General features: G+C 68.1%; 38 protein-coding genes. 35 read left to right on the plus strand and 3 right to left on the minus strand.

The window, feature by feature from the left end:
• Window positions 1-222: 222 nt before the first annotated feature.
• The 31 genes from rpsJ (at window position 223) to truA (ending at window position 18,280) form a co-directional block, all read left to right on the plus strand.
• The gene (rpsJ, locus tag GSY65_RS22450; protein WP_003948644.1) at window positions 223-531 is read left to right on the plus strand and encodes a 30S ribosomal protein S10; all 309 of its coding nucleotides are present in this window, start codon (window positions 223-225) and stop codon (window positions 529-531) included.
• A gap of 16 nt (window positions 532-547) precedes the next feature.
• Window positions 548-1,192, plus strand: coding sequence for a 50S ribosomal protein L3 (gene rplC / locus GSY65_RS22455; RefSeq protein ID WP_014674369.1), 645 nt, complete (start codon window positions 548-550; stop codon window positions 1,190-1,192).
• Between the two features lie 7 nt (window positions 1,193-1,199).
• Window positions 1,200-1,856: a 50S ribosomal protein L4 gene (gene rplD, locus GSY65_RS22460; protein WP_159771698.1), complete on the plus strand. Its 657-nt coding sequence runs from the start codon at window positions 1,200-1,202 to the stop codon at window positions 1,854-1,856.
• Window positions 1,856-2,275 (plus strand): 50S ribosomal protein L23, encoded by a 420-nt coding sequence (gene rplW / locus GSY65_RS22465; RefSeq protein ID WP_055517285.1) that lies wholly within the window; start codon window positions 1,856-1,858, stop codon window positions 2,273-2,275. Before rplD ends, rplW begins: the two co-directional genes overlap by 1 nt.
• Before the next feature lie 38 nt (window positions 2,276-2,313).
• Window positions 2,314-3,150: a 50S ribosomal protein L2 gene (gene rplB / locus GSY65_RS22470; RefSeq protein ID WP_055517283.1), complete on the plus strand. Its 837-nt coding sequence runs from the start codon at window positions 2,314-2,316 to the stop codon at window positions 3,148-3,150.
• Between the two features lie 12 nt (window positions 3,151-3,162).
• On the plus strand, window positions 3,163-3,444 hold the full coding sequence (rpsS, locus tag GSY65_RS22475) for a 30S ribosomal protein S19 (RefSeq protein WP_004984529.1): 282 nt from the start codon (window positions 3,163-3,165) through the stop codon (window positions 3,442-3,444).
• 43 nt (window positions 3,445-3,487) lie between these two features.
• Window positions 3,488-3,835, plus strand: a complete 348-nt coding sequence (gene rplV, locus GSY65_RS22480) for a 50S ribosomal protein L22 (protein WP_009327087.1) — start codon at window positions 3,488-3,490, stop codon at window positions 3,833-3,835.
• Window positions 3,835-4,653 (plus strand): 30S ribosomal protein S3, encoded by an 819-nt coding sequence (gene rpsC, locus GSY65_RS22485; protein WP_055536778.1) that lies wholly within the window; start codon window positions 3,835-3,837, stop codon window positions 4,651-4,653. Before rplV ends, rpsC begins: the two co-directional genes overlap by 1 nt.
• 5 nt (window positions 4,654-4,658) lie before the next feature.
• Window positions 4,659-5,078 (plus strand): 50S ribosomal protein L16, encoded by a 420-nt coding sequence (gene rplP, locus GSY65_RS22490; RefSeq protein ID WP_055536777.1) that lies wholly within the window; start codon window positions 4,659-4,661, stop codon window positions 5,076-5,078.
• Window positions 5,078-5,302: a 50S ribosomal protein L29 gene (gene rpmC / locus GSY65_RS22495; RefSeq protein WP_007494763.1), complete on the plus strand. Its 225-nt coding sequence runs from the start codon at window positions 5,078-5,080 to the stop codon at window positions 5,300-5,302. The genes rplP and rpmC overlap by 1 nt, the downstream gene beginning before the upstream one ends.
• The gene (rpsQ, locus tag GSY65_RS22500) at window positions 5,302-5,589 is read left to right on the plus strand and encodes a 30S ribosomal protein S17 (protein WP_006130775.1); all 288 of its coding nucleotides are present in this window, start codon (window positions 5,302-5,304) and stop codon (window positions 5,587-5,589) included. Before rpmC ends, rpsQ begins: the two co-directional genes overlap by 1 nt.
• A 328-nt stretch (window positions 5,590-5,917) precedes the next feature.
• On the plus strand, window positions 5,918-6,286 hold the full coding sequence (gene rplN, locus GSY65_RS22505; protein WP_003998823.1) for a 50S ribosomal protein L14: 369 nt from the start codon (window positions 5,918-5,920) through the stop codon (window positions 6,284-6,286).
• Between the two features lie 2 nt (window positions 6,287-6,288).
• Window positions 6,289-6,612, plus strand: a complete 324-nt coding sequence (rplX, locus tag GSY65_RS22510) for a 50S ribosomal protein L24 (protein WP_010036713.1) — start codon at window positions 6,289-6,291, stop codon at window positions 6,610-6,612.
• Window positions 6,612-7,169: a 50S ribosomal protein L5 gene (gene rplE / locus GSY65_RS22515; protein ID WP_007494758.1), complete on the plus strand. Its 558-nt coding sequence runs from the start codon at window positions 6,612-6,614 to the stop codon at window positions 7,167-7,169. The genes rplX and rplE overlap by 1 nt, the downstream gene beginning before the upstream one ends.
• Before the next feature lie 5 nt (window positions 7,170-7,174).
• Window positions 7,175-7,360: a type Z 30S ribosomal protein S14 gene (locus GSY65_RS22520; protein WP_049567381.1), complete on the plus strand. Its 186-nt coding sequence runs from the start codon at window positions 7,175-7,177 to the stop codon at window positions 7,358-7,360.
• Between the two features lie 214 nt (window positions 7,361-7,574).
• Window positions 7,575-7,973, plus strand: a complete 399-nt coding sequence (gene rpsH / locus GSY65_RS22530) for a 30S ribosomal protein S8 (RefSeq protein WP_007384075.1) — start codon at window positions 7,575-7,577, stop codon at window positions 7,971-7,973.
• Window positions 7,974-7,997: 24 nt separating this feature from the next.
• Window positions 7,998-8,537, plus strand: a complete 540-nt coding sequence (rplF, locus tag GSY65_RS22535) for a 50S ribosomal protein L6 (protein ID WP_159771701.1) — start codon at window positions 7,998-8,000, stop codon at window positions 8,535-8,537.
• 3 nt (window positions 8,538-8,540) lie between these two features.
• Complete coding sequence (rplR, locus tag GSY65_RS22540; RefSeq protein ID WP_159771704.1) at window positions 8,541-8,924, plus strand: 50S ribosomal protein L18; 384 nt, start codon at window positions 8,541-8,543, stop codon at window positions 8,922-8,924.
• Window positions 8,925-8,963: 39 nt separating this feature from the next.
• The gene (gene rpsE / locus GSY65_RS22545) at window positions 8,964-9,569 is read left to right on the plus strand and encodes a 30S ribosomal protein S5 (RefSeq protein ID WP_004984517.1); all 606 of its coding nucleotides are present in this window, start codon (window positions 8,964-8,966) and stop codon (window positions 9,567-9,569) included.
• A 2-nt stretch (window positions 9,570-9,571) separates the two neighbouring features.
• Window positions 9,572-9,754, plus strand: a complete 183-nt coding sequence (rpmD, locus tag GSY65_RS22550) for a 50S ribosomal protein L30 (protein WP_003974250.1) — start codon at window positions 9,572-9,574, stop codon at window positions 9,752-9,754.
• 2 nt (window positions 9,755-9,756) lie between these two features.
• Complete coding sequence (gene rplO / locus GSY65_RS22555; protein ID WP_159771706.1) at window positions 9,757-10,212, plus strand: 50S ribosomal protein L15; 456 nt, start codon at window positions 9,757-9,759, stop codon at window positions 10,210-10,212.
• Between the two features lie 527 nt (window positions 10,213-10,739).
• Window positions 10,740-12,053, plus strand: coding sequence for a preprotein translocase subunit SecY (gene secY, locus GSY65_RS22560; RefSeq protein WP_159771708.1), 1,314 nt, complete (start codon window positions 10,740-10,742; stop codon window positions 12,051-12,053).
• Window positions 12,053-12,715 carry an adenylate kinase gene (locus tag GSY65_RS22565; RefSeq protein WP_159771710.1) on the plus strand — a complete coding sequence of 221 codons (663 nt, stop codon included), beginning with the start codon at window positions 12,053-12,055 and terminating at the stop codon, window positions 12,713-12,715. The genes secY and GSY65_RS22565 overlap by 1 nt, the downstream gene beginning before the upstream one ends.
• 163 nt (window positions 12,716-12,878) lie before the next feature.
• Entirely contained in the window at window positions 12,879-13,715 is an 837-nt protein-coding gene (map, locus tag GSY65_RS22570; RefSeq protein WP_159771713.1) for a type I methionyl aminopeptidase, read from the plus strand.
• Between the two features lie 324 nt (window positions 13,716-14,039).
• The gene (gene infA / locus GSY65_RS22575) at window positions 14,040-14,261 is read left to right on the plus strand and encodes a translation initiation factor IF-1 (protein ID WP_003948620.1); all 222 of its coding nucleotides are present in this window, start codon (window positions 14,040-14,042) and stop codon (window positions 14,259-14,261) included.
• 70 nt (window positions 14,262-14,331) lie between these two features.
• Window positions 14,332-14,445, plus strand: a complete 114-nt coding sequence (rpmJ, locus tag GSY65_RS22580; RefSeq protein WP_003998809.1) for a 50S ribosomal protein L36 — start codon at window positions 14,332-14,334, stop codon at window positions 14,443-14,445.
• 196 nt (window positions 14,446-14,641) lie between these two features.
• Entirely contained in the window at window positions 14,642-15,022 is a 381-nt protein-coding gene (rpsM, locus tag GSY65_RS22585) for a 30S ribosomal protein S13 (protein WP_030571236.1), read from the plus strand.
• A gap of 66 nt (window positions 15,023-15,088) precedes the next feature.
• Window positions 15,089-15,493 carry a 30S ribosomal protein S11 gene (rpsK, locus tag GSY65_RS22590; RefSeq protein WP_003956432.1) on the plus strand — a complete coding sequence of 135 codons (405 nt, stop codon included), beginning with the start codon at window positions 15,089-15,091 and terminating at the stop codon, window positions 15,491-15,493.
• Window positions 15,494-15,642: 149 nt separating this feature from the next.
• Window positions 15,643-16,665: a DNA-directed RNA polymerase subunit alpha gene (locus tag GSY65_RS22595; RefSeq protein WP_003966937.1), complete on the plus strand. Its 1,023-nt coding sequence runs from the start codon at window positions 15,643-15,645 to the stop codon at window positions 16,663-16,665.
• A gap of 96 nt (window positions 16,666-16,761) precedes the next feature.
• Window positions 16,762-17,268: a 50S ribosomal protein L17 gene (gene rplQ, locus GSY65_RS22600; RefSeq protein WP_159771716.1), complete on the plus strand. Its 507-nt coding sequence runs from the start codon at window positions 16,762-16,764 to the stop codon at window positions 17,266-17,268.
• Window positions 17,269-17,416: 148 nt separating this feature from the next.
• Window positions 17,417-18,280, plus strand: a complete 864-nt coding sequence (gene truA, locus GSY65_RS22605) for a tRNA pseudouridine(38-40) synthase TruA (protein WP_159771719.1) — start codon at window positions 17,417-17,419, stop codon at window positions 18,278-18,280.
• A gap of 27 nt (window positions 18,281-18,307) precedes the next feature.
• Here the strand turns inward: truA and GSY65_RS22610 are convergent, their stop codons facing one another.
• The gene (locus GSY65_RS22610) at window positions 18,308-19,195 is read right to left on the minus strand and encodes a hypothetical protein (protein ID WP_159771721.1); all 888 of its coding nucleotides are present in this window, start codon (window positions 19,193-19,195) and stop codon (window positions 18,308-18,310) included.
• 366 nt (window positions 19,196-19,561) lie between these two features.
• On the opposite strand from GSY65_RS22610, the gene rplM reads away from it, so the two are divergent.
• The 3 genes from rplM to glmM all read left to right on the plus strand — a co-directional run bounded on the left by rplM (window position 19,562) and on the right by glmM (window position 22,178).
• Window positions 19,562-20,005: a 50S ribosomal protein L13 gene (gene rplM, locus GSY65_RS22615; RefSeq protein ID WP_099969698.1), complete on the plus strand. Its 444-nt coding sequence runs from the start codon at window positions 19,562-19,564 to the stop codon at window positions 20,003-20,005.
• A gap of 42 nt (window positions 20,006-20,047) precedes the next feature.
• On the plus strand, window positions 20,048-20,560 hold the full coding sequence (gene rpsI, locus GSY65_RS22620; RefSeq protein ID WP_055517251.1) for a 30S ribosomal protein S9: 513 nt from the start codon (window positions 20,048-20,050) through the stop codon (window positions 20,558-20,560).
• A gap of 259 nt (window positions 20,561-20,819) precedes the next feature.
• Complete coding sequence (glmM, locus tag GSY65_RS22625) at window positions 20,820-22,178, plus strand: phosphoglucosamine mutase (RefSeq protein WP_159771724.1); 1,359 nt, start codon at window positions 20,820-20,822, stop codon at window positions 22,176-22,178.
• 159 nt (window positions 22,179-22,337) lie between these two features.
• Here glmM and GSY65_RS22630 read toward each other — a convergent pair whose 3' ends face one another.
• Both GSY65_RS22630 and coaA read right to left on the minus strand, forming a co-directional pair.
• Window positions 22,338-23,279, minus strand: a complete 942-nt coding sequence (locus GSY65_RS22630) for a DUF389 domain-containing protein (protein ID WP_159771727.1) — start codon at window positions 23,277-23,279, stop codon at window positions 22,338-22,340.
• 64 nt (window positions 23,280-23,343) lie between these two features.
• Window positions 23,344-24,333 carry a type I pantothenate kinase gene (coaA, locus tag GSY65_RS22635; protein ID WP_159771730.1) on the minus strand — a complete coding sequence of 330 codons (990 nt, stop codon included), beginning with the start codon at window positions 24,331-24,333 and terminating at the stop codon, window positions 23,344-23,346.
• 190 nt (window positions 24,334-24,523) lie between these two features.
• Here coaA and GSY65_RS22640 point away from each other — a divergent pair, with 190 nt between their 5' ends.
• The gene (locus tag GSY65_RS22640; protein WP_159771733.1) at window positions 24,524-24,733 is read left to right on the plus strand and encodes a hypothetical protein; all 210 of its coding nucleotides are present in this window, start codon (window positions 24,524-24,526) and stop codon (window positions 24,731-24,733) included.
• Window positions 24,734-24,745: the final 12 nt, after the last annotated feature.

Raw genomic sequence — 24,745 nt, forward strand, 5'->3', positions numbered from 1 at the left:
ACGGGAATCTTCCGGGAAGTGTGGCGCGGCGCCGGCCAGGCACCCGGTGGGCCTCCGCCCCCGGTCCGCGGTTCCGGTAGGGCCGTGTTCCCGCGCAAGGGATGCTCGGACAAGGGGCATCTGTGTCAGCGAGAGCGCGACACGCCCGACCGCGTGGGTCGGAGGACGGGCAAGGGAACACCGGGTTCCAGAGCGTTAGAGAGACAGGACTACTGAGTAGCCATGGCGGGACAGAAGATCCGCATCCGGCTCAAGGCCTACGACCACGAGGTCATCGACTCCTCGGCGAAGAAGATCGTCGAGACGGTGACCCGCACTGGTGCGTCGGTCGCGGGCCCGGTGCCGCTGCCCACTGAGAAGAACGTGTACTGCGTCATCAAGTCGCCGCACAAGTACAAGGACTCGCGCGAGCACTTCGAGATGCGCACGCACAAGCGCCTGATCGACATTCTCGACCCCACCCCCAAGACCGTTGACTCTCTGATGCGACTCGACCTCCCGGCCGGTGTCGACATCGAGATCAAGCTCTGAGGGCGGTGATCTGAGAATGGCTAAGCAGATCAAGGGCATCCTGGGCGAGAAGCTCGGCATGACGCAGGTGTGGGACGAGAACAACCGTGTTGTTCCGGTCACCGTCGTCAAGGCCGGCCCCAACGTCGTGACCCAGGTTCGTACCAACGACGTCGACGGCTACGAGTCGGTCCAGATCGCCTTCGGCGAGATCGACCCGCGCAAGGTGAACAAGCCCCTCAAGGGCCACTTCGCCAAGGCCGACGTCACCCCCCGTCGTCACCTCGTCGAGATCCGCACCGCGGACGCCTCCGAGTACACGCTGGGCCAGGAGATCACCGCTGAGGTGTTCGAGGCCGGCGTGAAGGTCGACGTCACCGGCAAGAGCAAGGGCAAGGGCTTCGCCGGTGTCATGAAGCGTCACAACTTCCGTGGCCTCGGCGCCGGACACGGCACCCAGCGCAAGCACCGCTCTCCCGGTTCCATCGGTGGCTGCGCCACCCCGGGCCGTGTGTTCAAGGGCCTCCGCATGGCGGGTCGCATGGGCAACGAGCGGGTCACCACCCAGAACCTGACCGTCCACGCCGTTGACGCGGAGAAGGGTCTGCTGCTCATCAAGGGCGCGGTTCCCGGTCCGAACGGCGGCCTCGTCCTGGTCCGCACCGCGGCCAAGGGGGCCTGAGGTACCGATGAGCACTGTTGACATCCTTTCGCCTGCCGGCGAGAAGACCGGAAGCGTCGAGCTCCCCGCGGAGATCTTCGGCGTGGAGAAGGTCAGCATCCCGCTGATCCACCAGGTCGTCGTCGCGCAGAACGCGGCTGCCCGTCAGGGCACGCACAAGACCAAGACCCGTGGCGAGGTCCGCGGTGGCGGCAAGAAGCCGTACCGCCAGAAGGGCACCGGCCGCGCCCGTCAGGGCTCGACCCGCGCGCCCCAGTTCGCCGGTGGTGGCGTCGTCCACGGCCCCGTGCCGCGTGACTACTCGCAGCGGACCCCGAAGAAGATGAAGGCCGCGGCCCTGCGCCACGCCCTCACCGACCGGGCCCGTCACAACCGCATCCACGTCGTCTCCGGCGTGATCGAGGGCGAGAACCCCTCCACCAAGGCCGCCAAGAGCCTGTTCGGCAAGATCTCGGAGCGCAAGAACCTGCTCCTGGTCGCCGAGCGCTCCGACGAGGCCGCGTGGCTCTCCGCCCGTAACCTGCCCCAGGTGCACATCCTGGAGCCGGGCCAGCTGAACACGTACGACGTGATCGTCTCGGACGACGTGGTCTTCACCCAGGCCGCTCTCGAGTCCTTCGTCGCCGGCCCGAAGGCCAACGACACCGAAGGGACTGAGGTCTGATGGCCGTCCGTCACCCCTCCATCGCCTCGAAGGCCGCCAAGGCCGCCAAGGCCGCGCGCGTCGCCAAGGCGCGTCGCCACGCCACCGAGGGCAAGAACACCGTCGTCACCCCGGCGAGCAAGGCGTACACGGACCCCCGTGACGTCCTGATCAAGCCGGTCGTGTCGGAGAAGAGCTACGCGCTCCTCGACGAGAACAAGTACACGTTCATCGTCGCGCCCGGCGCCAACAAGACCCAGATCAAGCAGGCCGTCCAGTCGGTCTTCTCGGTCAAGGTCACCGGGGTCAACACGATCAACCGCCAGGGCAAGCGCAAGCGGACCCGCACGGGCTTCGGCCAGCGCTCCGCCACCAAGCGCGCGATCGTGACCCTCGCCGAGGGCGACCGTATCGACATCTTCGGCGGTCCGACCGCGTAAGCGGGTCGGATCGTCCGATATCGGACGAGGACTGAGAAATGGGAATCCGCAAGTACAAGCCGACTACGCCGGGCCGTCGTGGTTCCAGCGTCGCCGACTTCGTCGAGATCACGCGGTCCACGCCGGAGAAGTCGCTGGTCCGCCCCCTGCACAGCAAGGGCGGCCGTAACAACGCCGGTCGTGTGACCGTTCGCCACCAGGGTGGCGGACACAAGCGCGCCTACCGAGTGATCGACTTCCGTCGTCACGACAAGGACGGCGTGCCGGCGAAGGTCGCGCACATCGAGTACGACCCCAACCGCACCGCGCGCATCGCGCTGCTGCACTACGCCGACGGCGAGAAGCGCTACATCCTCGCCCCGCGCAACCTGCAGCAGGGTGACCGCGTCGAGAACGGTCCCGGGGCCGACATCAAGCCGGGCAACAACCTGGCGCTGCGCAACATCCCGGTCGGTACCACGATCCACGCGATCGAGCTCCGTCCCGGTGGCGGTGCCAAGTTCGCCCGCTCCGCCGGTGCCTCCGTGCAGCTGCTCGCGAAGGAGGGCGCCTACGCCCACCTCCGCATGCCCTCCGGTGAGATCCGCCTGGTCGACGTGCGCTGCCGCGCCACCGTCGGCGAGGTCGGCAACGCCGAGCAGAGCAACATCAACTGGGGCAAGGCCGGCCGCAAGCGCTGGCTGGGCGTCCGCCCGACCGTCCGCGGTGTGGCGATGAACCCGGTTGACCACCCCCACGGTGGTGGTGAGGGCAAGACCTCCGGTGGTCGCCACCCGGTCAGCCCCTGGGGTCAGAAGGAAGGTCGTACTCGTTCGCCCAAGAAGGCGTCGAACAAGTACATCGTCCGCCGCCGCAAGACGAACAAGAAGCGCTAGGAGCGGGTTTAGATGCCGCGCAGTCTCAAGAAGGGGCCCTTCGTCGACGACCACCTGATCAAGAAGGTGGACGCCCAGAACGAAGCCGGCACCAAGAACGTCATCAAGACCTGGTCCCGTCGCTCGATGATCGTCCCGGCCATGCTCGGCCACACGATCGCGGTGCACAACGGCAAGACCCACATCCCGGTGTTCGTCACCGAGTCGATGGTCGGCCACAAGCTCGGCGAGTTCTCGCCGACGCGCACCTTCCGGGGTCACGTCAAGGAAGACCGGAAGTCGAAGCGCCGCTAGTAGCGGATCGCATTCAGACACGTAAGTAACTGAAGGGACAACCATGGAAGCCAGGGCCCAGGCGCGGTACATCCGCGTCACGCCCATGAAGGCCCGCCGCGTGGTGGACCTTATCCGTGGCATGGACGCCACGGAGGCTCAGGCGGTCCTGCGATTCGCTCCGCAGGCCGCCTCCGTGCCCGTCGGCAAGGTGCTCGACAGCGCCATTGCCAACGCCGCGCACAACTACGACCACACGGACGCCTCTTCGCTGTTCATCAGCGAGGCGTACGTCGACGAGGGTCCGACCCTGAAGCGGTTCCGTCCGCGTGCCCAGGGCCGTGCCTACCGGATCCGCAAGCGGACCAGCCACATCACCGTGGTCGTCAGCAGCAAGGAAGGAACCCGGTAATGGGCCAGAAGGTTAACCCGCATGGGTTCCGGCTCGGTGTCACCACGGACTTCAAGTCCCGGTGGTACGCCGACAAGCTGTACAAGGACTACGTCAAGGAAGACGTCGCCATCCGTCGGATGCTGACGTCCGGCATGGAGCGCGCCGGTATCTCGAAGGTGGAGATCGAGCGCACCCGTGACCGTGTCCGCGTGGACATCCACACCGCGCGTCCGGGCATCGTCATCGGCCGCCGCGGCGCGGAGGCCGACAAGATCCGCGGTCAGCTGGAGAAGCTGACGGGCAAGCAGGTCCAGCTGAACATCCTCGAGGTCAAGAACCCCGAGACGGACGCTCAGCTGGTTGCTCAGGCCGTCGCCGAGCAGCTGTCCTCCCGCGTCTCCTTCCGTCGGGCCATGCGCAAGAGCATGCAGTCCGCCATGAAGGCCGGCGCCAAGGGCATCAAGATCCAGTGCGGTGGCCGCCTCGGCGGCGCCGAGATGTCCCGCTCGGAGTTCTACCGCGAGGGCCGTGTGCCCCTGCACACGCTCCGCGCGAACGTGGACTACGGCTTCTTCGAGGCCAAGACGACCTTCGGCCGCATCGGTGTGAAGGTCTGGATCTACAAGGGCGACGTCAAGAACATCGCCGAGGTCCGCGCCGAGAACGCCGCTGCCCGTGCGGGTAACCGCCCGGCCCGCGGTGGTGCCGACCGCCCGGCCCGTGGTGGCCGCGGTGGCGAGCGGCGCGGTCGCAAGCCGCAGCAGGCTGCCGGCGCCGAGGCCCCCAAGGCCGAGGCCCCCGCCGCTCCGGCTGAGAGCACCGGAACGGAGGCCTGACCGACATGCTGATCCCCCGTAGGGTCAAGCACCGCAAGCAGCACCACCCGAAGCGCAACGGCGCTGCCAAGGGTGGCACGACGGTTGCGTTCGGCGAGTACGGCATCCAGGCGCTCACCCCGGCGTATGTGACGAACCGTCAGATCGAGGCCGCTCGTATCGCCATGACGCGTCACATCAAGCGTGGTGGCAAGGTCTGGATCAACATCTACCCGGACCGTCCCCTCACCAAGAAGCCCGCCGAGACCCGCATGGGTTCCGGTAAGGGTTCCCCGGAGTGGTGGATCGCCAACGTCAAGCCCGGACGCGTGATGTTCGAGCTGTCGTACCCCAACGAGAAGATCGCCCGTGAGGCCCTGACTCGCGCCGCCCACAAGCTGCCGATGAAGTGCCGGATCGTCAAGCGCGAGGCAGGTGAAGCGTGATGTCGGCCGGTACCAAGGCGTCCGAGCTGCGCGAGCTGGGCAACGAGGAGCTTCTGGCGAAGCTCCGCGAGGCCAAGGAAGAGCTGTTCAACCTCCGCTTCCAGGCGGCGACCGGACAGCTCGAGAACCACGGCCGTCTGAAGGCGGTCCGCAAGGACATCGCGCGGATCTACACCCTGATGCGCGAGCGTGAGCTGGGCATCGAAACGGTGGAGAACGCCTGATGAGCGAGAACAACGTGACTGAGACGAACACTGAGGCGCGGGGCTTCCGCAAGACCCGCGAGGGCATCGTCGTCAGCGACAAGATGGACAAGACCGTCGTCGTCGCCGTCGAGGACCGCAAGAAGCACGCCCTGTACGGCAAGGTCATCCGCAGCACGAGCAAGCTCAAGGCGCACGACGAGCAGAACGCCGCCGGCGTCGGTGACCGCGTCCTCCTGATGGAGACCCGGCCGCTGTCCGCCACGAAGCACTGGCGCGTCGTCGAGATCCTCGAGAAGGCGAAGTAACCAAGCGGGGGCGCCGCCCCCGCTGACCCCCGCCGGGGCCCCGCCCCGGCACCCGCTGGGGGCTTCGCTCCCCGGTCCTTGAGACCGGGCGGGCGCAAGCCCCGGCACGGGACCCGGTGCCGGGCCCGACGGCAGGCCCGCGAGGCGACTCGCGGAGCCCTCGCCGGAGGGCCGGCGCCCCGGGCCCCGGGGCGGCAGACGCCCCCGGCGGTACGGGTTCGGGCCTTACGAGGCGCAAGTAATTCCTGCCGGGCAGACCCGACAGGACAGTTCCGCCAGGCTCTCCGGCTCATCCCGGAGGGAACCGGCAGACAATCAGGAGATAGACGTGATCCAGCAGGAGTCGCGACTGCGTGTCGCCGACAACACTGGTGCGAAGGAGATCCTTTGCATCCGTGTGCTCGGTGGCTCCGGTCGCCGCTACGCGGGCATCGGTGACGTCATCGTCGCCACCGTCAAGGACGCGATCCCCGGTGGCAACGTGAAGAAGGGTGACGTCGTCAAGGCGGTCATCGTTCGCACCGTCAAGGAGCGCCGCCGTCCGGACGGCTCGTACATCCGCTTCGACGAGAACGCCGCCGTCATTCTGAAGAACGACGGCGACCCTCGCGGCACCCGTATCTTCGGCCCCGTCGGCCGTGAGCTGCGCGAGAAGAAGTTCATGAAGATCATCTCGCTCGCGCCGGAGGTGCTGTAAGCATGAAGATCAAGAAGGGCGACCTGGTCCAGGTCATCACCGGTAAGGACAAGGGCAAGCAGGGCAAGGTCATCGCGGCCTTCCCCCGCGAGGACCGCGTCCTGGTCGAGGGTGTCAACCGGGTCAAGAAGCACACCAAGGCCGGTCCGACGGCTCGCGGTTCGCAGGCCGGCGGCATCGTCACCACCGAGGCGCCGATCCACGTCTCCAACGTCCAGCTGGTCGTGGAGAAGGACGGCAAGAAGGTCGTGACCCGCGTCGGTTACCGCTTCGACGACGAGGGCAACAAGATCCGCGTTGCCAAGCGGACGGGTGAGGACATCTGATGGCTACCACCACCACTCCGCGTCTGAAGACGAAGTACCGCGAGGAGATCGCGGGCAAGCTGCGTGACGAGTTCAAGTACGAGAACGTCATGCAGATCCCCGGCCTCGTCAAGATCGTGGTCAACATGGGTGTGGGCGACGCCGCCCGCGACTCCAAGCTGATCGAGGGCGCCATCCGCGACCTCACCACGATCACCGGTCAGAAGCCGGCCGTCACCAAGGCCCGCAAGTCCATCGCGCAGTTCAAGCTGCGTGAGGGTCAGCCGATCGGTGCCCACGTCACGCTCCGTGGCGACCGCATGTGGGAGTTCCTGGACCGCACCCTGTCGCTCGCGCTCCCGCGCATCCGCGACTTCCGCGGCCTGTCCCCCAAGCAGTTCGACGGCCGTGGCAACTACACCTTCGGTCTCACCGAGCAGGTCATGTTCCACGAGATCGACCAGGACAAGATCGACCGCGTCCGGGGTATGGACATCACCGTGGTGACCACGGCGACCAACGACGCTGAGGGCCGCGCGCTCCTTCGTCACCTCGGCTTCCCCTTCAAGGAGGCGTGAGCGAGATGGCGAAGAAGGCACTGATCGCGAAGGCTGCCCGCAAGCCGAAGTTCGCCGTGCGCGGCTACACCCGCTGCCAGCGGTGTGGCCGTCCGCACTCCGTGTACCGCAAGTTCGGCCTGTGCCGCGTGTGCCTCCGTGAGATGGCTCACCGTGGCGAGCTGCCGGGCGTGACCAAGAGCTCCTGGTAATCCCGTCTTCTAGGGATTCCCGAAGCTCTCGGTAAGCACTGGGCGTGTCAGGCGCCCACCCGTCCATGGCTTAGGCTTGGAGGGTTGGGCGCCTGACGGTAGCCCGTACGACTTACTACGCCGTAGGTCCCCGCACCGCACCCGTCCCGCCATCGAGTGGGGAGAGGGATGGCGCATACAGGAAACCCCGGCGAGAGAGGCCGAAGGCCAATTCATGACCATGACTGATCCGATCGCAGACATGCTTACGCGTCTGCGGAACGCGAACTCGGCATACCACGACTCCGTGACGATGCCGGCATCGAAGATCAAGTCGCACATCGCGGAGATCCTCCAGCAGGAGGGCTTCATCACGGGCTGGAAGGTCGAGGACGCCGAGGTCGGCAAGAACCTCGTCCTGGAGCTGAAGTTCGGCCCCAACCGTGAGCGCTCCATCGCGGGCATCAAGCGGATCTCCAAGCCCGGTCTCCGGGTGTACGCGAAGTCCACCAACCTGCCGAAGGTGCTCGGCGGCCTCGGCGTGGCGATCATCTCCACGTCCCACGGGCTCCTCACCGACAAGCAGGCCGGCAAGAAGGGCGTGGGTGGGGAAGTCCTCGCCTACGTCTGGTAGCGGAAGGGAACGGAGGAAACAGCTATGTCGCGTATTGGCAAGCTCCCCATCACGGTTCCCGCCGGCGTGGACGTCACCATCGACGGCCGGACGGTCTCGGTCAAGGGCCCCAAGGGCACGCTGACCCACACCGTCGTGGCGCCGATCGAGATCGCCAAGGGTGAGGACGGCGTTCTGAACGTCACCCGCCCCAACGACGAGCGTCAGAGCAAGGCCCTGCACGGCCTGTCCCGCACGCTGGTGGCGAACATGATCACCGGCGTGACCCAGGGTTACGTGAAGAAGCTCGAGATCAGCGGTGTCGGTTACCGCGTGACCGCCAAGGGCTCGAACCTCGAGTTCGCGCTCGGCTACAGCCACCCGATCACCGTCGAGGCGCCCGAGGGAATCACCTTCAAGGTGGAGACCCCGACCCGGTTCCAGGTCGAGGGCATCGACAAGCAGAAGGTCGGCGAGGTTGCGGCCAACATCCGCAAGCTGCGCAAGCCCGACCCGTACAAGGCCAAGGGCGTCAAGTACGAGGGCGAAGTCATCCGCCGCAAGGTCGGAAAGGCGGGTAAGTAAGCCATGGCATACGGCACGAAGATCGCTAAGGGCGACGCTTACAAGCGTGCTGCCATCAAGCGGCGCCACATCCGTATCCGTAAGAAGGTCAACGGTACGGCTGAGCGTCCCCGCCTGGTCGTGACCCGCTCGAACCGCCACATCGTGGCCCAGGTGATCGACGACCTCAAGGGTCACACCCTTGCGTCGGCGTCCACCCTGGACGCGTCGATCCGTGGCGGCGACGACGACAAGTCGGCGCAGGCCGGCAAGGTCGGCGCCCTGGTCGCCGAGCGTGCCAAGGCCGCCGGTGTCGAGGCCGTCGTGTTCGACCGAGGTGGTAACCGGTACGCGGGTCGCATCGCGGCCCTGGCCGACGCCGCCCGCGAGGCCGGGCTCAAGTTCTGAGCTCGCTGCGTAGCTAGCGGAAAGAGAGAGGTAAATCCAATGGCTGGACCCCAGCGCCGCGGTGGCGGTGCCGGTGGCGGCGAGCGGCGGGACCGGAAGGGCCGTGACGGCGGCGCTGCTGCCGCCGAGAAGACCGCGTACGTTGAGCGCGTCGTCGCGATCAACCGCGTCGCCAAGGTTGTGAAGGGTGGTCGTCGCTTCAGCTTCACCGCGCTGGTCGTGGTGGGCGACGGTGACGGCACCGTGGGTGTCGGTTACGGCAAGGCCAAGGAGGTGCCGGCCGCCATCGCCAAGGGCGTTGAGGAGGCCAAGAAGCACTTCTTCAAGGTCCCCCGTATCCAGGGCACCATCCCGCACCCCATCCAGGGTGAGAAGGCTGCCGGCGTCGTGCTGCTCAAGCCCGCGTCCCCCGGTACCGGTGTGATCGCCGGTGGTCCGGTGCGTGCCGTGCTCGAGTGCGCCGGTATCCACGACGTGCTGTCGAAGTCGCTCGGCTCCGACAACGCGATCAACATCGTGCACGCGACCGTGGAGGCCCTGAAGGGTCTGCAGCGTCCCGAGGAGATCGCGGCCCGCCGTGGTCTGCCCCTGGAGGACGTCGCCCCCGCGGCTCTGCTCCGTGCGCGTGCCGGGGCGGGTGTGTGATCATGGCGCAGCTCAAGATCACGCAGGTCAAGTCCTACATCGGCAGCAAGCAGAACCACCGTGACACCCTGCGCTCCCTTGGTCTCAAGGGCATCAACACGCAGGTCGTCAAGGAGGACCGCCCCGAGTTCCGCGGCATGGTGCACACCGTCCGCCACCTCGTGACGGTCGAGGAGGTCGACTGATCATGGCGGAGAACAACCCGCTCAAGATCCACAACCTCCGTCCCGCCCCGGGTGCCAAGACCGCCAAGACCCGTGTCGGTCGTGGTGAGGCCTCGAAGGGTAAGACGGCCGGTCGTGGTACCAAGGGTACGAAGGCCCGCTACCAGGTTCCGGAGCGCTTCGAGGGTGGCCAGATGCCCCTCCACATGCGCCTCCCGAAGCTGAAGGGCTTCAAGAACCCCTTCAAGACGGAGTACCAGGTCGTGAACCTGGACAAGCTCGCCGCCCTCTACCCCGAGGGTGGGGAGGTCACCGTTGCCGACCTGGTCGCCAAGGGTGCCGTCCGCAAGAACAGCCTCGTCAAGGTCCTTGGCCAGGGCGAGGTCTCCGTGGCGCTGCAGGTGACGGTCGACGCCGTCTCCGGCTCCGCCAAGGAGAAGATCACCGCCGCCGGCGGCAGCGTCACCGAGCTCATCTGAGTCCGGGCGGCCGCGCCGCGCAGCACGCACGAAGGCCGGGTGGTTCCCCTCACGGGGGGAGCCGCTCGGCCTTCGGCGTTCACCGGGCGCGAAACGGGGGCCGTCGGCCACCCCCGGCGCCGCCCGGCGGGGAACTCCGGCGGGCCGGGATTCGTCGTACACCGTGGTGACTGTGCGGTAGCTTTCCGCGCGGCTCGTCCGGGGTCCGGCATGTCGTCTGCGCCGTTTTCCCCGGTTCGTCGCCGCGGGCGGTCACAGGGGGAGACGCTCGGCGAAAGATCCCGTCCGGTGTGCGGAGATCGAACGTGTGACGGGATCCGCTGGACGACGGGTGACCGTGAATTGCTCGGCGCGCAAGCGAACTTCACCTGGCTGCACAGGCACTGTTAGAGTCCGTGAGGTCCACCTGTGCCCGCGCGAGGTATGCCGTTCGGTGTCGGGGTGGTAGAAAACATCGTTCGGCCCACCGGGCCCTGTTGAATCGACTAGTCCCTACCGCGCGCGTCGCGGGGGTCGCAGGAGGAACCGTGCTCACCGCGTTCGCCCGGGCGTTCAAGACGCCCGACCTGCGCAAGAAGCTGCTCTTCACGCTCGGCATCATCGTGCTCTACCGGATCGGCACGCACGTGCCGATCCCCGGTGTCGACTACACCGCGGTCCAGGCCTGTATCGATGCGCAGAAGTCCAACTCGGGCCTCTTCGGTCTGGTCAACATGTTCAGCGGTGGCGCGCTGCTGCAGATCACGATCTTCGCGCTCGGCATCATGCCGTACATCACCGCGAGCATCATCCTGCAGCTGCTGACCGTGGTGATCCCGCGCCTCGAAGCCCTCAAGAAAGAGGGGCAGGCCGGCACGGCGAAGATCACGCAGTACACGCGGTACCTGACCGTGGCGCTGGCGATCCTGCAGGGCACCGGCCTGGTCGCCACGGCCCGCAGCGGTTCGCTCTTCCCGAACTGCCCGCAGGCCCAGCAGGTCGTGCCGGACCCGTCGATCTTCACCACCATCGTCATGGTGATCACGATGACCGCCGGCACGGCGCTCGTCATGTGGCTCGGTGAGCTGATCACCGACCGCGGCATCGGCAACGGCATGTCGATCCTGATGTTCATCTCGATCGCCGCCACCTTCCCCGCCGCGCTGTGGGCCATCAAAGAGCAGGGCAGCCTCGCGGACGGCTGGATCGAGTTCGCCACCGTGATCGCCGTCGGCTTCGTGATGGTCGCGCTGGTGGTCTTCGTGGAGCAGGCCCAGCGCCGCATCCCCGTGCAGTACGCGAAGCGCATGATCGGTCGCCGGTCCTACGGCGGTACCTCGACGTACATCCCGCTGAAGGTGAACCAGGCGGGTGTGATCCCCGTCATCTTCGCGTCGTCGCTGCTCTACATCCCTGCGCTGATCGTCCAGTTCTCCGGATCGACGGCCGGCTGGGCCGCCTGGGTCACCAAGAACCTGGCGCAACCGGACGCCCCCGTGCACATCACGATCTACTTCTTCCTGATCGTCTTCTTCGCCTTCTTCTACGTGGCCATCTCGTTCAACCCCGAGGAAGTCGCGGACAACATGAAGAAGTATGGTGGCTTCATCCCGGGCATCCGGGCTGGCCGACCGACCGCTGAGTACCTCTCCTACGTGCTCAACCGGATCACCTGGCCGGGTTCGCTGTACTTGGGTCTGATCGCTCTCGTCCCGACAATGGCGTTGGCTGGTTTCGGGGCAAACCAGAACTTCCCCTTCGGCGGTACCAGCATCCTGATCATCGTGGGTGTGGGTCTGGAGACGGTGAAGCAGATCGAGAGCCAGCTCCAGCAGCGCAATTACGAAGGGTTCCTCCGCTGATGCGAATCGTCCTCGTCGGGCCGCCGGGTGCGGGCAAGGGAACGCAGGCAGCGTTCCTGGCCAACAACCTGTCCATCCCGCACATCTCCACGGGCGACCTGTTCCGGGCCAACATCAGCAAGCAGACGGAGCTCGGCAAACTCGCGAAGTCCTACATGGACAAGGGCGAACTGGTGCCGGACGAGGTCACCATCGCCATGGCCAAGGACCGCATGGAGCAGCCGGACGCCGCGGGCGGCTTCCTGCTCGACGGCTTCCCGCGCAACGTCTCGCAGGCCGAGGCCCTCGACGTGACGCTCCAGGACGAGTCCATGACCCTGGACGCCGTGCTGGACCTGGAGGTCCCGGAGGACGAGGTCGTCAAGCGGATCGCGGGCCGGCGTATCTGCCGCAACGACTCGGCGCACGTCTTCCACGTCACCTACAAGAAGCCCCAGCAGGACGGCGTGTGCGACGTCTGCGGCGGTGAGCTGTACCAGCGCGACGACGACTCCGAGGAGACCGTCCGCAAGCGCCTGGAGGTCTACCACACCCAGACCGAGCCGATCATCGACTACTACAAGGCCCAGGGCCTCGTGGTGACGATCTCGGCGCTCGGCAAGGTGGAAGAGGTCACCCAGCGCGCGATGGACGCGCTGAAGCGCGAGGACGACGGCCAGTAGCCGTCAGCGGTACGTCGGCCGCGGTGCCCGTCTGGGGCGCCGCGGCCGTACTGTTGTGTAGGCAACCCGAGCAACCCCGAGAACGACGAGCCGAGGGCCACAGGACGGGCCCGGCGGCACAGTGGACGCCCGCAGGCGGAGAAGACGGAGAGCGCAGGACCCCATGGTGCAGATCAAGAGCCCCGAGCAGATCGCCAAGATGCGCGAGGCGGGGCTGGTCGTCGCCGCCATCCACGCGGCCACCCGTGAGGCGGCCGTGCCGGGCGCCTCCACGAAGGACCTCGACGACGTGGCCCGCAAGGTGCTCGCGGAGCACGGCGCCAAGTCGAACTTCCTCGGCTACGGCGGCTTCCCCGCGACCATCTGCACCTCGGTCAACGAGGTCGTCGTGCACGGCATCCCGAGCGACGACGTGGTCCTGAAGGACGGCGACATCATCTCCGTCGACTGCGGGGCCATCGTCGACGGCTGGCACGGGGACGCCGCGTACACGGCGTTCGTGGGCTCCGGACACGCCCCCGAGCTGATCGAGCTGTCGCGGGTCACCGAGGAGTCCATGTGGGCCGGGATCGCCGCGATGAGGCTGGGCAACCGGCTCGTCGACATCTCCCGCGCCATCGAGACGTACATCCGCCGGCAGCCCAAGCCGGGCGGCGGCAAGTACGGCATCGTCGAGGACTACGGCGGCCACGGCATCGGCACCGAGATGCACATGGACCCTCACCTGCTGAACTACGTCGAGCGGCGGCGCGGCAAGGGCCCGAAGCTGGTGCCGGGCTTCTGCCTGGCGATCGAGCCGATGGTGTCCCTGGGCACCCCGCGGACGGAGGTCCTGTCGGACGACTGGACCGTGGTGACGACCGACGGCACCTGGTCCTCGCACTGGGAGCACTCGGTGGCCCTGACCGAGCAGGGGCCGCTGGTGCTGACGGCGCCCGACGGCGGCCGGGCGAAGCTGGCGGAGCACGGCATCACGGCGGCTCCCGACCCGCTGGCCTGACACCCGCCGGCCCGACACCTGCCGGCCTCTACGCCCGTCGCCCTGACAACTGCCGGCCTGACACCTGCCGGCCTGACACCTGCCGGCCTGACACCGGCCCGCCGGGACTCCCGGCGAGCCGACCTGCCCCGCCCCTCGCGCTTAGCGCGCCCTCGGGCGGGGCATCGTCATCACAGACGGCCAGGAGCCAATTCGTCTTTCCGGGTGCGCTGACGTAGACTGACTCGTCGGCTCTCGTGTACCCGCATGTCCGCATGCGCCCGTAAGGGGCAAGGGGACGGGAATGCAGGAGTCGATCAAGGTAGTCGATTCGAAGGGCGAAGCGTGGCCAAGAAGCAAGGTGCCATCGAGATCGAGGGCACTGTCGTCGAGTCTCTGCCGAACGCCATGTTCAAGGTCGAGCTCCAGAACGGCCACCAGGTCCTGGCACACATCAGCGGCAAGATGCGCATGCACTACATCCGCATCCTCCCTGACGACCGGGTCGTGGTGGAGCTGTCTCCGTACGACCTGACGCGTGGCCGGATCGTCTACCGCTACAAGTAGATCTTGCCCGCATCCGTGCCCCGGTTCGCCGGGACGCGGGTGATGGCACTGACCCGGAGAACCTCACCCCATGAAGGTCAAGCCGAGCGTCAAGAAGATCTGCGACAAGTGCAGGGTGATCCGCCGTCACGGTCGGGTCATGGTCATCTGCGAGAACCCGCGCCACAAGCAGCGCCAGGGCTGACGCACGTTCGACCGCTCCCTCTGCATCGATATCGCAGGGATTCGCGCGACGCGAGCTGAATATGTTCATACGCAGGACCCAGGCGCCCCAGGTGCCTGACACCCCCGGTCGGAGGCCGGGGACCCGGTTCGTACCTGGTACGGCGGCCGGGAGCCGGTTCTGCGGAAGACCTCCGAAGATCACCAGGAGCCATTGAATGGCACGCGTTTCCGGTGTTGACATCCCGCGCGACAAGCGCGTGGAGGTCGCCCTCACCTACGTGTTCGGCATCGGCCGGACCCTCTCCCAGCAGACGCTGGCCGAGACCGGTATCGACCCGAACACCCGCGTTCGCGACCTCTCCGAGGAGCAGCTCGTCGCGATTCGTGAGTACGTCGACAACAACATCAAGACCGAGGGTGACCTCCGTCGCGAGATCCAGGCCGACATCCGCCGCAAGGTGGAGATCGGCTGCTACCAGGGTCTCCGTCACCGTCGCGGTCTGCCTGTCCGCGGTCAGCGCACCAGCACCAACGCTCGCACCCGCAAGGGCCCGCGTCGCGCCATCGCCGGTAAGAAGAAGCCGGGCAAGAAGTAGTCCACAGCGGACTTCGCCGTCCAGCGGTCTTCGCTGTAGGACCGACCACCTCCCGTAGGAGTACAGATGCCCCCCAAGGGTCGTCAGGGCGCTGCCAAGAAGGTGCGCCGCAAGGAAAAGAAGAACGTCGCTCACGGCCACGCGCACATCAAGAGCACGTTCAACAACACGATCGTCTCGATCACGGACCCCTCGGGCAACGTGATCTCCTGGGCCTCCGCCGGCCACGTCGGCTTCAAGGGCTCCCGGAAGTCCACGCCGTTCGCCGCGCAGATGGCCGCCGAGTCGGCCGCCCGTCGCGCGCAGGAGCACGGCATGCGCAAGGTCGACGTGTTCGTCAAGGGCCCGGGCTCGGGTCGTGAGACGGCCATCCGTTCGCTGCAGGCGACCGGTCTCGAGGTCGGCTCCATCCAGGACGTCACGCCCACCCCGCACAACGGCTGCCGTCCGCCCAAGCGCCGCCGCGTCTGATCTTCGACGCAGGCTGCTTGGTCTGAGGTTTTCGGGCGGTACGGCTCTTTCGGGTCGTATCGCCCGTACCCTTGCCGTAACACCATCAGGCTCCGCCTGGTGGCCTCAGGGCGTCAAATAGCGGGCGCCCCTGACAGAAGGATCACCACATGCTGATTGCTCAGCGTCCCTCGTTGACCGAAGAGGTCGTCGACGAGTTCCGCTCCCGGTTCGTGATCGAGCCGCTGGAGCCGGGCTTCGGCTACACCCTCGGCAACTCCCTCCGCCGTACGCTCCTGTCGTCGATCCCGGGTGCGGCGGTCACGTCCATCCGCATCGACGGTGTCCTGCACGAGTTCACCACCGTGCCGGGCGTCAAGGAGGACGTCACCGACCTGATCCTCAACATCAAGCAGCTGGTCGTCTCCTCGGAGCACGACGAGCCGGTCGTGATGTACCTGCGCAAGCAGGGCCCGGGTCTGGTCACCGCCGCCGACATCGCGCCCCCCGCCGGTGTCGAGGTGCACAATCCCGACTTGGTCCTCGCCACGCTCAACGGCAAGGGCAAGCTGGAGATGGAGCTGACGGTCGAGCGTGGCCGCGGTTACGTCTCCGCCGTGCAGAACAAGCAGGTGGGCCAGGAGATCGGCCGTATCCCGGTCGACTCCATCTACTCGCCGGTTCTCAAGGTCACCTACAAGGTCGAGGCGACCCGTGTCGAGCAGCGCACCGACTTCGACAAGCTGATCGTCGACGTCGAGACCAAGCAGGCGATGCGTCCCCGTGACGCCATGGCCTCCGCCGGAAAGACCCTGGTCGAGCTGTTCGGTCTCGCCCGCGAGCTGAACATCGACGCCGAGGGCATCGACATGGGTCCGTCCCCCACGGACGCCGCCCTCGCCGCCGATCTGGCGCTGCCGATCGAGGAGCTGGAGCTCACGGTCCGCTCCTACAACTGCCTCAAGCGTGAGGGCATCCACTCCGTGGGTGAACTCGTGGCGCGTTCCGAGGCCGACCTCCTGGACATCCGCAACTTCGGTGCGAAGTCCATCGACGAGGTCAAGGCGAAGCTGGCCGGCATGGGCCTGGCCCTGAAGGACAGCCCGCCCGGATTCGACCCCACGGCCGCCGCCGACGCCTTCGGCGCCGACGACGACGCGGACGCGGGTTTCGTGGAGACCGAGCAGTACTGAGCAGTACCTGATCGGTTGATGCCGGTGAGCGTCCGCTCATCGGGTTCCTGACCCCGGTACCTGACACGGCCGGGGCAGACACACAGGAGAAGAACAATGCCGAAGCCCACCAAGGGTGCCCGTCTGGGCGGCAGCGCCGCGCACGAGAAGCTGCTCCTCGCGAACCTCGCGAAGTCGCTGTTCGAGCACGGCCGCATCACCACCACCGAGGCGAAGGCCCGCCGTCTGCGGCCGTACGCCGAGCGTCTGATCACCAAGGCGAAGAAGGGCGACCTTCACAACCGCCGCCAGGTGCTCTCGGTCATCACGGACAAGGGCGTCGTGCACACGCTCTTCACCGAGATCGGCCCGCGGTACGAGAACCGTCCGGGTGGCTACACCCGTATCACCAAGATCGGTAACCGCCGTGGCGACAACGCGCCCATGGCTGTCATCGAGCTGGTCGAGGCGCTGACGGTCGCGCAGCAGGCCACCGGTGAGGCCGAGGCCGCCACCAAGCGCGCCGCCAAGGACGCGGAGACGCCGGCCGCCGAGGCCACGGTGGACACCACCAAGGCCGACGACGCTGCCGACGAGGCTGCCGAGGAGTCGAAGGACGCGTAAGCGTCTGCGGGGAGCTGCTCGTCCGCGGCCGCCGGTTCGTCGTGGTTGTTCGCGCGGTTCCCCGCGCGCCTGAAAAACGGGGCGCGTTTGAGCGGGCCTGTTCCTACGGGAGCGGGCCCGCTTTTTCCGTACCTGAGAGGATCCAGGGGTGAGTGACGAAGTACAGCCCGGTCATGTCCGTGTGCGGCTGGACCTGTCCTACGACGGGACCGAGTTCTCCGGGTGGGCCAAGCAGGCCGGCGGGCGGCGGACCGTGCAGGGGGAGATCGAGGACGCCCTGCGGACCGTGACGCGGTCGGCGGAGACGTACGAGCTGACCGTGGCCGGCCGGACCGACGCCGGGGTGCACGCCCGGGGGCAGGTGGCCCATGTCGACCTGCCGCGGAAGGTGTGGGACGAGCACCACGGGAAGCTGCTCAAGCGGCTCGCGGGGCGGCTGCCGAGGGATGTACGGGTGTGGGCGCTCCGGGAGGCGCCGAGCGGCTTCAACGCCCGGTTCTCGGCCGTGTGGCGGCGCTACGCCTACCGCGTCACCGACAACCCCGGCGGCGTCGATCCGCTGCTGCGCAACCACGTGCTGTGGCACGACTGGCCGCTCGACGTCGACGCCATGAACGCGGCGGCCCGGGGGCTGCTGGGCGAGCACGACTTCGCGGCCTACTGCAAGCGGCGCGAGGGGGCGACCACCATCCGCACCCTCCAGGAGCTGAGCCTGGTGCGGGGCGACGACGGGATCATCACGGCGACCGTGCGGGCCGACGCGTTCTGCCACAACATGGTGCGCTCCCTCATCGGGGCGCTGCTCTTCGTGGGGGACGGGCACCGCGGCGCCGACTGGCCCGCCGAGGTGCTGGCCGCCGGGGTCCGGGACTCCGCCGTGCACGTCGTACGGCCGCACGGGCTGACCCTGGAGGAGGTCGGGTACCCCGCCGACGAGCTGCTGGCCGCGCGGAACAAGGAGGCGCGGAACCGGCGGACCCTGCCGGGCGCGCCCGGGGGCGGCTGCTGCTGACCCCGGGCGGCCGTGTGCGGCGGGCCCCTACTGGCCGTTGGCCGCGGCGGACGCCTGGGCCTCGCCGCGGCGGTGGATCTGGCGGAAGGTGAACTCGGCCAGGTCCTCGCCGGCGGCGAAGACGGCCTTGTCCTTCTCCGTCACGTCCCTGCCGTCGGTGTAGCCGGCCACGGTGAAGTAGGCGTAGCGGCCGTAGGAGTTCGTGGACGTGTAGCAGATCGTGGTGCGGCAGAAGGCGGGCACGCCTTCGCCGGAGAGCGAGGTGATCACGCTCTTCTTGTCCGCGTCCGCCTTGGCGTCACTGGCCTTGGCCTTGGTGTCGAAGAGGGCGACGCCGGCCGTGACGGCGACCTCGCCCTTGAAGTACGTGACACGCAGGAAGCGGGTGCAGTCGTTGTCGTTCAGGACCTTGTCGAGGGTGCCCTGGACGGCCGAGGCGCAGTCCTTGGTGTCGGCGGTCGGGCCCTTGCGGTAGACGTTGTCGCCCATGGTCAGCTGGGACCCCGGGAACAGGATGTCCGGGCTGATCGGCGCCTTGTCCTTGCCCGAGCTGGAGATGAACTCCTTCGGGTCCAGCGGCGGCGGCGCGGTCGTGGGCTCGAACGACGGGTCCGTCTTCGTGCTCGCGCTCGGGATGTCCGCGGTGCCCGGCAGATCGCCCGGCTGGTTCGCCGTGGTGTTCGTGCCCCCTCCGCCGTCGGCGTTCACGACGGCGACGGCCACGGCGGCGCCGATCCCGACGGTGGCTATCGCGCCGCCGACGATCATCAGCAGTCTGCGGCGCCTGTTGCGTGTTTCGGACTGCTCGGCCAGCGCGGCCCAGTCCGGGGTCTGGTTAGAGGAACCCCACTGATCGCCCCACGGATTGTGGGAACCCCCGGGGCTCCACTGGGACCCCCCCTGCCCAAAGCTCATGGGGCGCATTTTAGACGGGGGAAGGGGGGTGATGGTCAGTGTCCAGGGGGAGTTGAGCCCCTAGCGTGATCTGGCGGGCGGGGGCAAATGCCGCCAACCATGGGTGGTCGGGACGATCGTCCGCGCGGCGCGGTGGGGCCGTGTGCCGGGGCCGTTTTGACCCGTCCGGGGCGGCACGGCTATTCTTCGGGTTCGTTATGTGTATTGGCTTGCTCATTCTCACGTGAGACGCCCTTACACCGGTCCACCGGGCCGATGACCAGCGACCAGCACGCGGTTTGCGTCACCGCTGTGCGGTCAGGGCTGTCGTGATCGTCTTCGGTGACCTTGTCAGGAACCTCACTGAAGAAGCGAAGGCTACGAACCGTGCGTACGTACAGCCCCAAGCCCGGCGATGTGACGCGTCAGTGGCACGTCATCGACGCTCAGGACGTTGTCCTGGGTCGTCTCGCCACCACCGCCGCGACCCTGCTCCGCGGCAAGCACAAGCCGATCTACGCGCCCCACGTCGACACTGGTGACTTCGTCATCATCATCAACGCGGACAAGGTGCACCTGTCCGGCAACAAGCGGACCCAGAAGATGGCCTACCGCCACTCCGGCTACCCGGGTGGTCTGCGCTCCGTCCGTTACGACGAGCTGCTGGAGAAGAACCCCGAGAAGGCCGTCGAGAAGGCCGTCAAGGGCATGCTTCCCAAGAACTCCCTGGGCCGTCAGATGCTCTCCAAGCTGAAGGTCTACTCGGGCGACCAGCACCCGCACGCTGCCCAGCAGCCGGTGCCGTTCGAGATCACCCAGGTCGCGCAGTAAGTCCGGCCGCCCCCTAAGCCTGAAGAGAATCTGAGGAGAATCGTGGCCGAGACCACTGCCGAGCAGCCGCTCGAAGAGCTTGACATCGACAGCTACACCACGGAGTCGGACGTCCCCGTCGAGGGCGAGTACACCACCGAGTCCATGGCCTCCCGCTTCGGCGAGCCCCAGCCGGCCGCCGGCCTGGGCCGCCGCAAGAACGCCATCGCGCGCGTCCGCATCGTGCCGGGCACGGGCAAGTGGAAGATCAACGGGCGCACGCTCGAGGACTACTTCCCGAACAAGGTCCACCAGCAGGAGGTCAACGAGCCGTTCAAGGTTCTCGAGCTCGAGGGCCGCTACGACGTCATCGCCCGCATCGCCGGTGGCGGCGTCTCCGGCCAGGCCGGTGCGCTCCGTCTCGGTGTCGCCCGCGCCCTGAACGAGGCCGACGTCGACAACAACCGTGGCGCCCTCAAGAAGGCCGGCTTCCTCCGCCGCGACGACCGCGCGGTCGAGCGCAAGAAGGCCGGTCTGAAGAAGGCCCGCAAGGCTCCGCAGTACAGCAAGCGCTAAACACCGCTCGCTGCACCGCACGCAACGCCCCGGTGGCACGTACCTGTGCCGCCGGGGCGGTTTGCGTAGCAGAGCCGCTTCTGTTCCCGCACGACTCCGCGCAGACTGCCGGTACAACCCCGAACGGGGGAGGACAGTCTCAGGGGATGTACTTGGCCCGGGGGGTGCCGGGACACTCGGGGGACAACCGGTGGGGGACGCCCGGTACGGGACCACCTGGTACGAGCCGCACATTCTGAGCAATTCGGAGGACACCACAGTGGGACGACTCTTCGGCACGGACGGCGTGCGCGGTGTCGCCAACGCGGATCTGACGGCCGAGCTCGCGCTCGGACTCTCCGTGGCGGCGGCACACGTACTCGCCGAGGCGGGCACGTTCGAAGGCCACAAGCCGGTGGCGGTGGTCGGGCGGGATCCGCGAGCGTCCGGGGAGTTCCTGGAGGCGGCCGTCGTGGCCGGCCTCGCCAGCGCGGGCGTCGACGTGCTGCGCGTCGGTGTGCTGCCCACCCCGGCGGTGGCGTTCCTCACCGGCGAGCTGGGCGCCGACCTCGGCGTGATGCTCTCCGCCAGCCACAACGCCATGCCCGACAACGGCATCAAGTTCTTCGCCCGCGGCGGGCACAAGCTCGCCGACGAGCTGGAGGACAAGATCGAGGCCGTGTACGAGGAGCACCGCACCGGGGCCCCCTGGGACCGGCCGACGGGTGCCGGTGTCGGCCGTGTCCGTTCGTACGACGAAGGGTTCGGGCGGTACGTCGAACACCTGCTGGCCGTGCTGCCGAACCGGCTGGACGGGCTGCGGATCGTCCTCGACGAGGCGCACGGCGCGGCCGCCGGGGTCTCCCCGGAGGCGTTCACCCGGGCCGGGGCCGAGGTCGTCACGATCGGGGCCGAGCCGGACGGGCTCAACATCAACGACGGGTGCGGGTCCACGCACCTCGGGAAGCTGCGTGCCGCCGTCGTCGAGCACGGCGCGCACCTCGGCATCGCGCACGACGGGGACGCCGACCGGTGCCTGGCCGTCGACCACGAGGGCAACGAGGTCGACGGGGACCAGATCCTCGCCGTGCTCGCCCTGGACATGCGGGAGCGGGGGGCACTCCGCTCGGACACCGTCGTCGCCACCGTCATGTCCAACCTCGGCTTCAAGCTGGCGCTGGAGCGGGAGGGGCTGCGGCTCGTCCAGACCGCGGTCGGCGACCGTTACGTGCTGGAGGAGATGAAGGAGCACGGCTACGCCCTCGGTGGCGAGCAGTCCGGGCACGTCATCGTCCTCGACCACGCGACCACCGGGGACGGCACGCTGACCGGGCTGCTGCTGGCGGCGCGGATCGCGCGGACCGGGCGGACGCTGAAGGACCTCGCGGGGGTCATGGAGCGGCTGCCGCAGGTGCTCATCAACGTGCCGGACGTGGACCGGACGCGGGTGGGGACCTCCGCGGAGCTGACCGCCGCCGTCGCCGACGCCGAGCGGGAGCTGGGGTCGACCGGGCGGGTGCTGCTGCGCCCGTCGGGCACGGAGCCGCTGGTGCGGGTGATGGTGGAGGCCGCCGACATCGAGCAGGCGCGGTCCGTCGCCGGGCGGCTTGCTGACGCGGTGAAGTCGGCGCTGGGGTAGGGCGCCGGTTCCGGGAACAGGGCCCGGGGGCCGGGGCCTGGGCCCGGGTTCTGCGGTCGGCGGGCGCGGGGTCGCCGTGGCTTGTCGCGCCCCCGCGGCAAAGCCGCATCCCTGCACCGCCCCGCGCCCCCGACCGGTGGCCCCCGGAGCCGCCCGGAGTCATCGGGCGTCCTTCGTCACGGAGCGCTGCCTCGCCCAGAGCCACTTCTGGAGGATCAGGGTGAGCGTGGCCGCCAGGAGGATGCCCGCGAGGTTGAGCAGCAGCTGGTTCGTCGAGCCCACCGTCTGCCTCGTGTCGCCGTAGGCCAGGGCCACCGCCGCGTTGGCGGCCGCCGGGACCGTGGTGACGGAGATGGCGACGCCCACCAGGGCGCCCGACTTCGCCGACGTCAGGGAGAGCGTGCCCGCGATCCCGGCGAGGACGGCCACGATGAACGAGAACGCGTCGGGGGCGTAGACGAAGGCGGTGCTGGGGCGGTCCGCCTCCAGCTTGGCCTCGGAGAAGTAGCCGAGCCCGTCCATGAAGAGACTGAAGCCGACCGTCACCGCCATCGCCACCGCGAAGCCCACGAGCAGGGCGATCAGGGAGCGCAGTGCCAGCCGCGGGCGCCGCTGCACCAGGGCCGTGCTCAGGCCGGCCAGGGGGCCGAACTCGGGGCCGACGGCCATCGCGCCGACGATCAGGATCGCGTTGTCGAGGACGACACCGCACGCGGCGATCATCGTGGCGAGGGTGATGAAGGCGACGTAGGTGATGGAGAGCGTCGACTCCTCGTGGGTCGCGTCCGCCAGGTGCTCCCACAGCACGGCGTCGGCGCCCTCGCCCGGTGCCTCTTTCTCGGCCTTGTCGGCGCGCCGGGAGAGCGACAGGTCGATGTTCTCGACGGCGATCGAGCCGGTCCTGTCCAGGTGCAGCTCGCGCAGCGCGCCGATCAGTTCGTCGCCCGCCTCGCGCGCGACGTCGCACATGACGACGTCGCCGGAGGGGTTGAGGGCCGCGCCCGGCATCACGACGAGATGGGTGGTGCCGATCGTCGTCTCGATCAGGCGCACCACCTCGTCGGTCCGCTCGGCCGGGGTGATCAGGCGCAGATGCAGCATGGTGCCTTTCTAACAGCACCCGTTGGACGGCCCGCCCGCGAGGGTGCGGGCGGGCCGCCGGTTCTCACAGCTTGCGGAGGCTGAGGCGCTTCACCTTGTGGTCGGAGCCCTTGCGGATGATCAGGGTGGCGCGGCCCCGGGTGGGCGCGATGTTCTCGATCAGGTTGGGCTTGTTGATGGTGCGCCACTGGGTGCGGGCGTAGTCGAGGGCCTCCTCCTCGGAGACCTGGGTGTACGTGCGGAAGTACGAGGACGGGTCCTGGAACGCGGTCTCCCGCAGCTTCCGGAACCGGTTGAGGTACCAGCGCTCGACGTCGTCGGGGTGGGCGTCGACGTACACGCTGAAGTCGAAGTAGTCCGCGAGACCGACGCGGGTGCGCCCGTCCTTGCCGGGGAGTGCGGGCTGGAGGACGTTGAGGCCCTCGACGATGAGGATGTCGGGGCGGCGGACCGTGAGCCGCCGGTCCGGGACGATGTCGTAGATGAGGTGGGAGTAGACCGGGGCCGTCACCTCGTCCTTGCCGGCCTTGATGTCGGCGACGAAGCGGGTGAGCGTACGGCGGTCGTACGACTCGGGGAAGCCCTTGCGGGAGACCAGGCCGCGATCGCGGAGGTCCTTCATCGGGAGCAGGAAGCCGTCCGTGGTGACCCGCTCCACGCGCGGGTGCTCCGGCCAGCGGGCGAGGAGGGCCTGGAGGAGACGGGCGACGGTGGACTTGCCGACGGCCACGGAGCCCGCGACGCCTATGACGAACGGGGTGCCCGACTGGGAGCCCTGCTCGCCGAGGAACGTGTTGAGGGCGCCGCGCAGGCCGTCGGTGGCGCCCACGTAGAGGTTGAGGAGCCGGGACAGCGGCAGGTAGATGTCCCGTACCTCGTCGAGGTCGATGACGTCGCCCAGGCCACGCAGCTTCTCGACCTCCTCGGCGGTCAGTGGCAGCGGCGTCTTGTCACGCAGCGCGCTCCACTCGGTTCGGGTGAGGTCGACGTAGGGAGTCGCCTCCGGCCTGGGCCGGTGGGCGCTCCGCGGCAACGAGGAGACCGGTGAGATCACAGTCCATTGTTAACGGAGTTCGAACGGGGCGGCGGGGTGGGGTCCGTCACCCTCGGCCGCGGCACGGTAGCGGACCGGTTCCTCACTGTGGGTGAACTGTGGTGAAGGTATGGACCCCGGGTGTGCGGGGGACTACCGTCCCCGGCACTCGGGAGGGAGCCGCCTCCCGACTTACCTGAGGGGCGATCGGGTGGCTTCCGTATGGTCTACGCGCGCTGACCAGGAGTTCGCCGGGCAGGTCTGCAGTGAGCTGGCGGACGACCTGCCGGACGAGGATCTGGGCGAGTGCCTCGACGACGCCATGGACATGTACCGGATGGGGAGCAAGCCGCGGTGCGAGGAGGTCGAGTACCTGGGCATGGTGCGGGACGCCCTCGACCGGATCGAGGAGGGGGAGTGACGGCCCCCGCCT

This window comes from Streptomyces sp. HM190, assembly GCF_009857135.1.
In the GTDB taxonomy this organism is placed as follows: Bacteria; Actinomycetota; Actinomycetes; order Streptomycetales; family Streptomycetaceae; genus Streptomyces; species Streptomyces heilongjiangensis.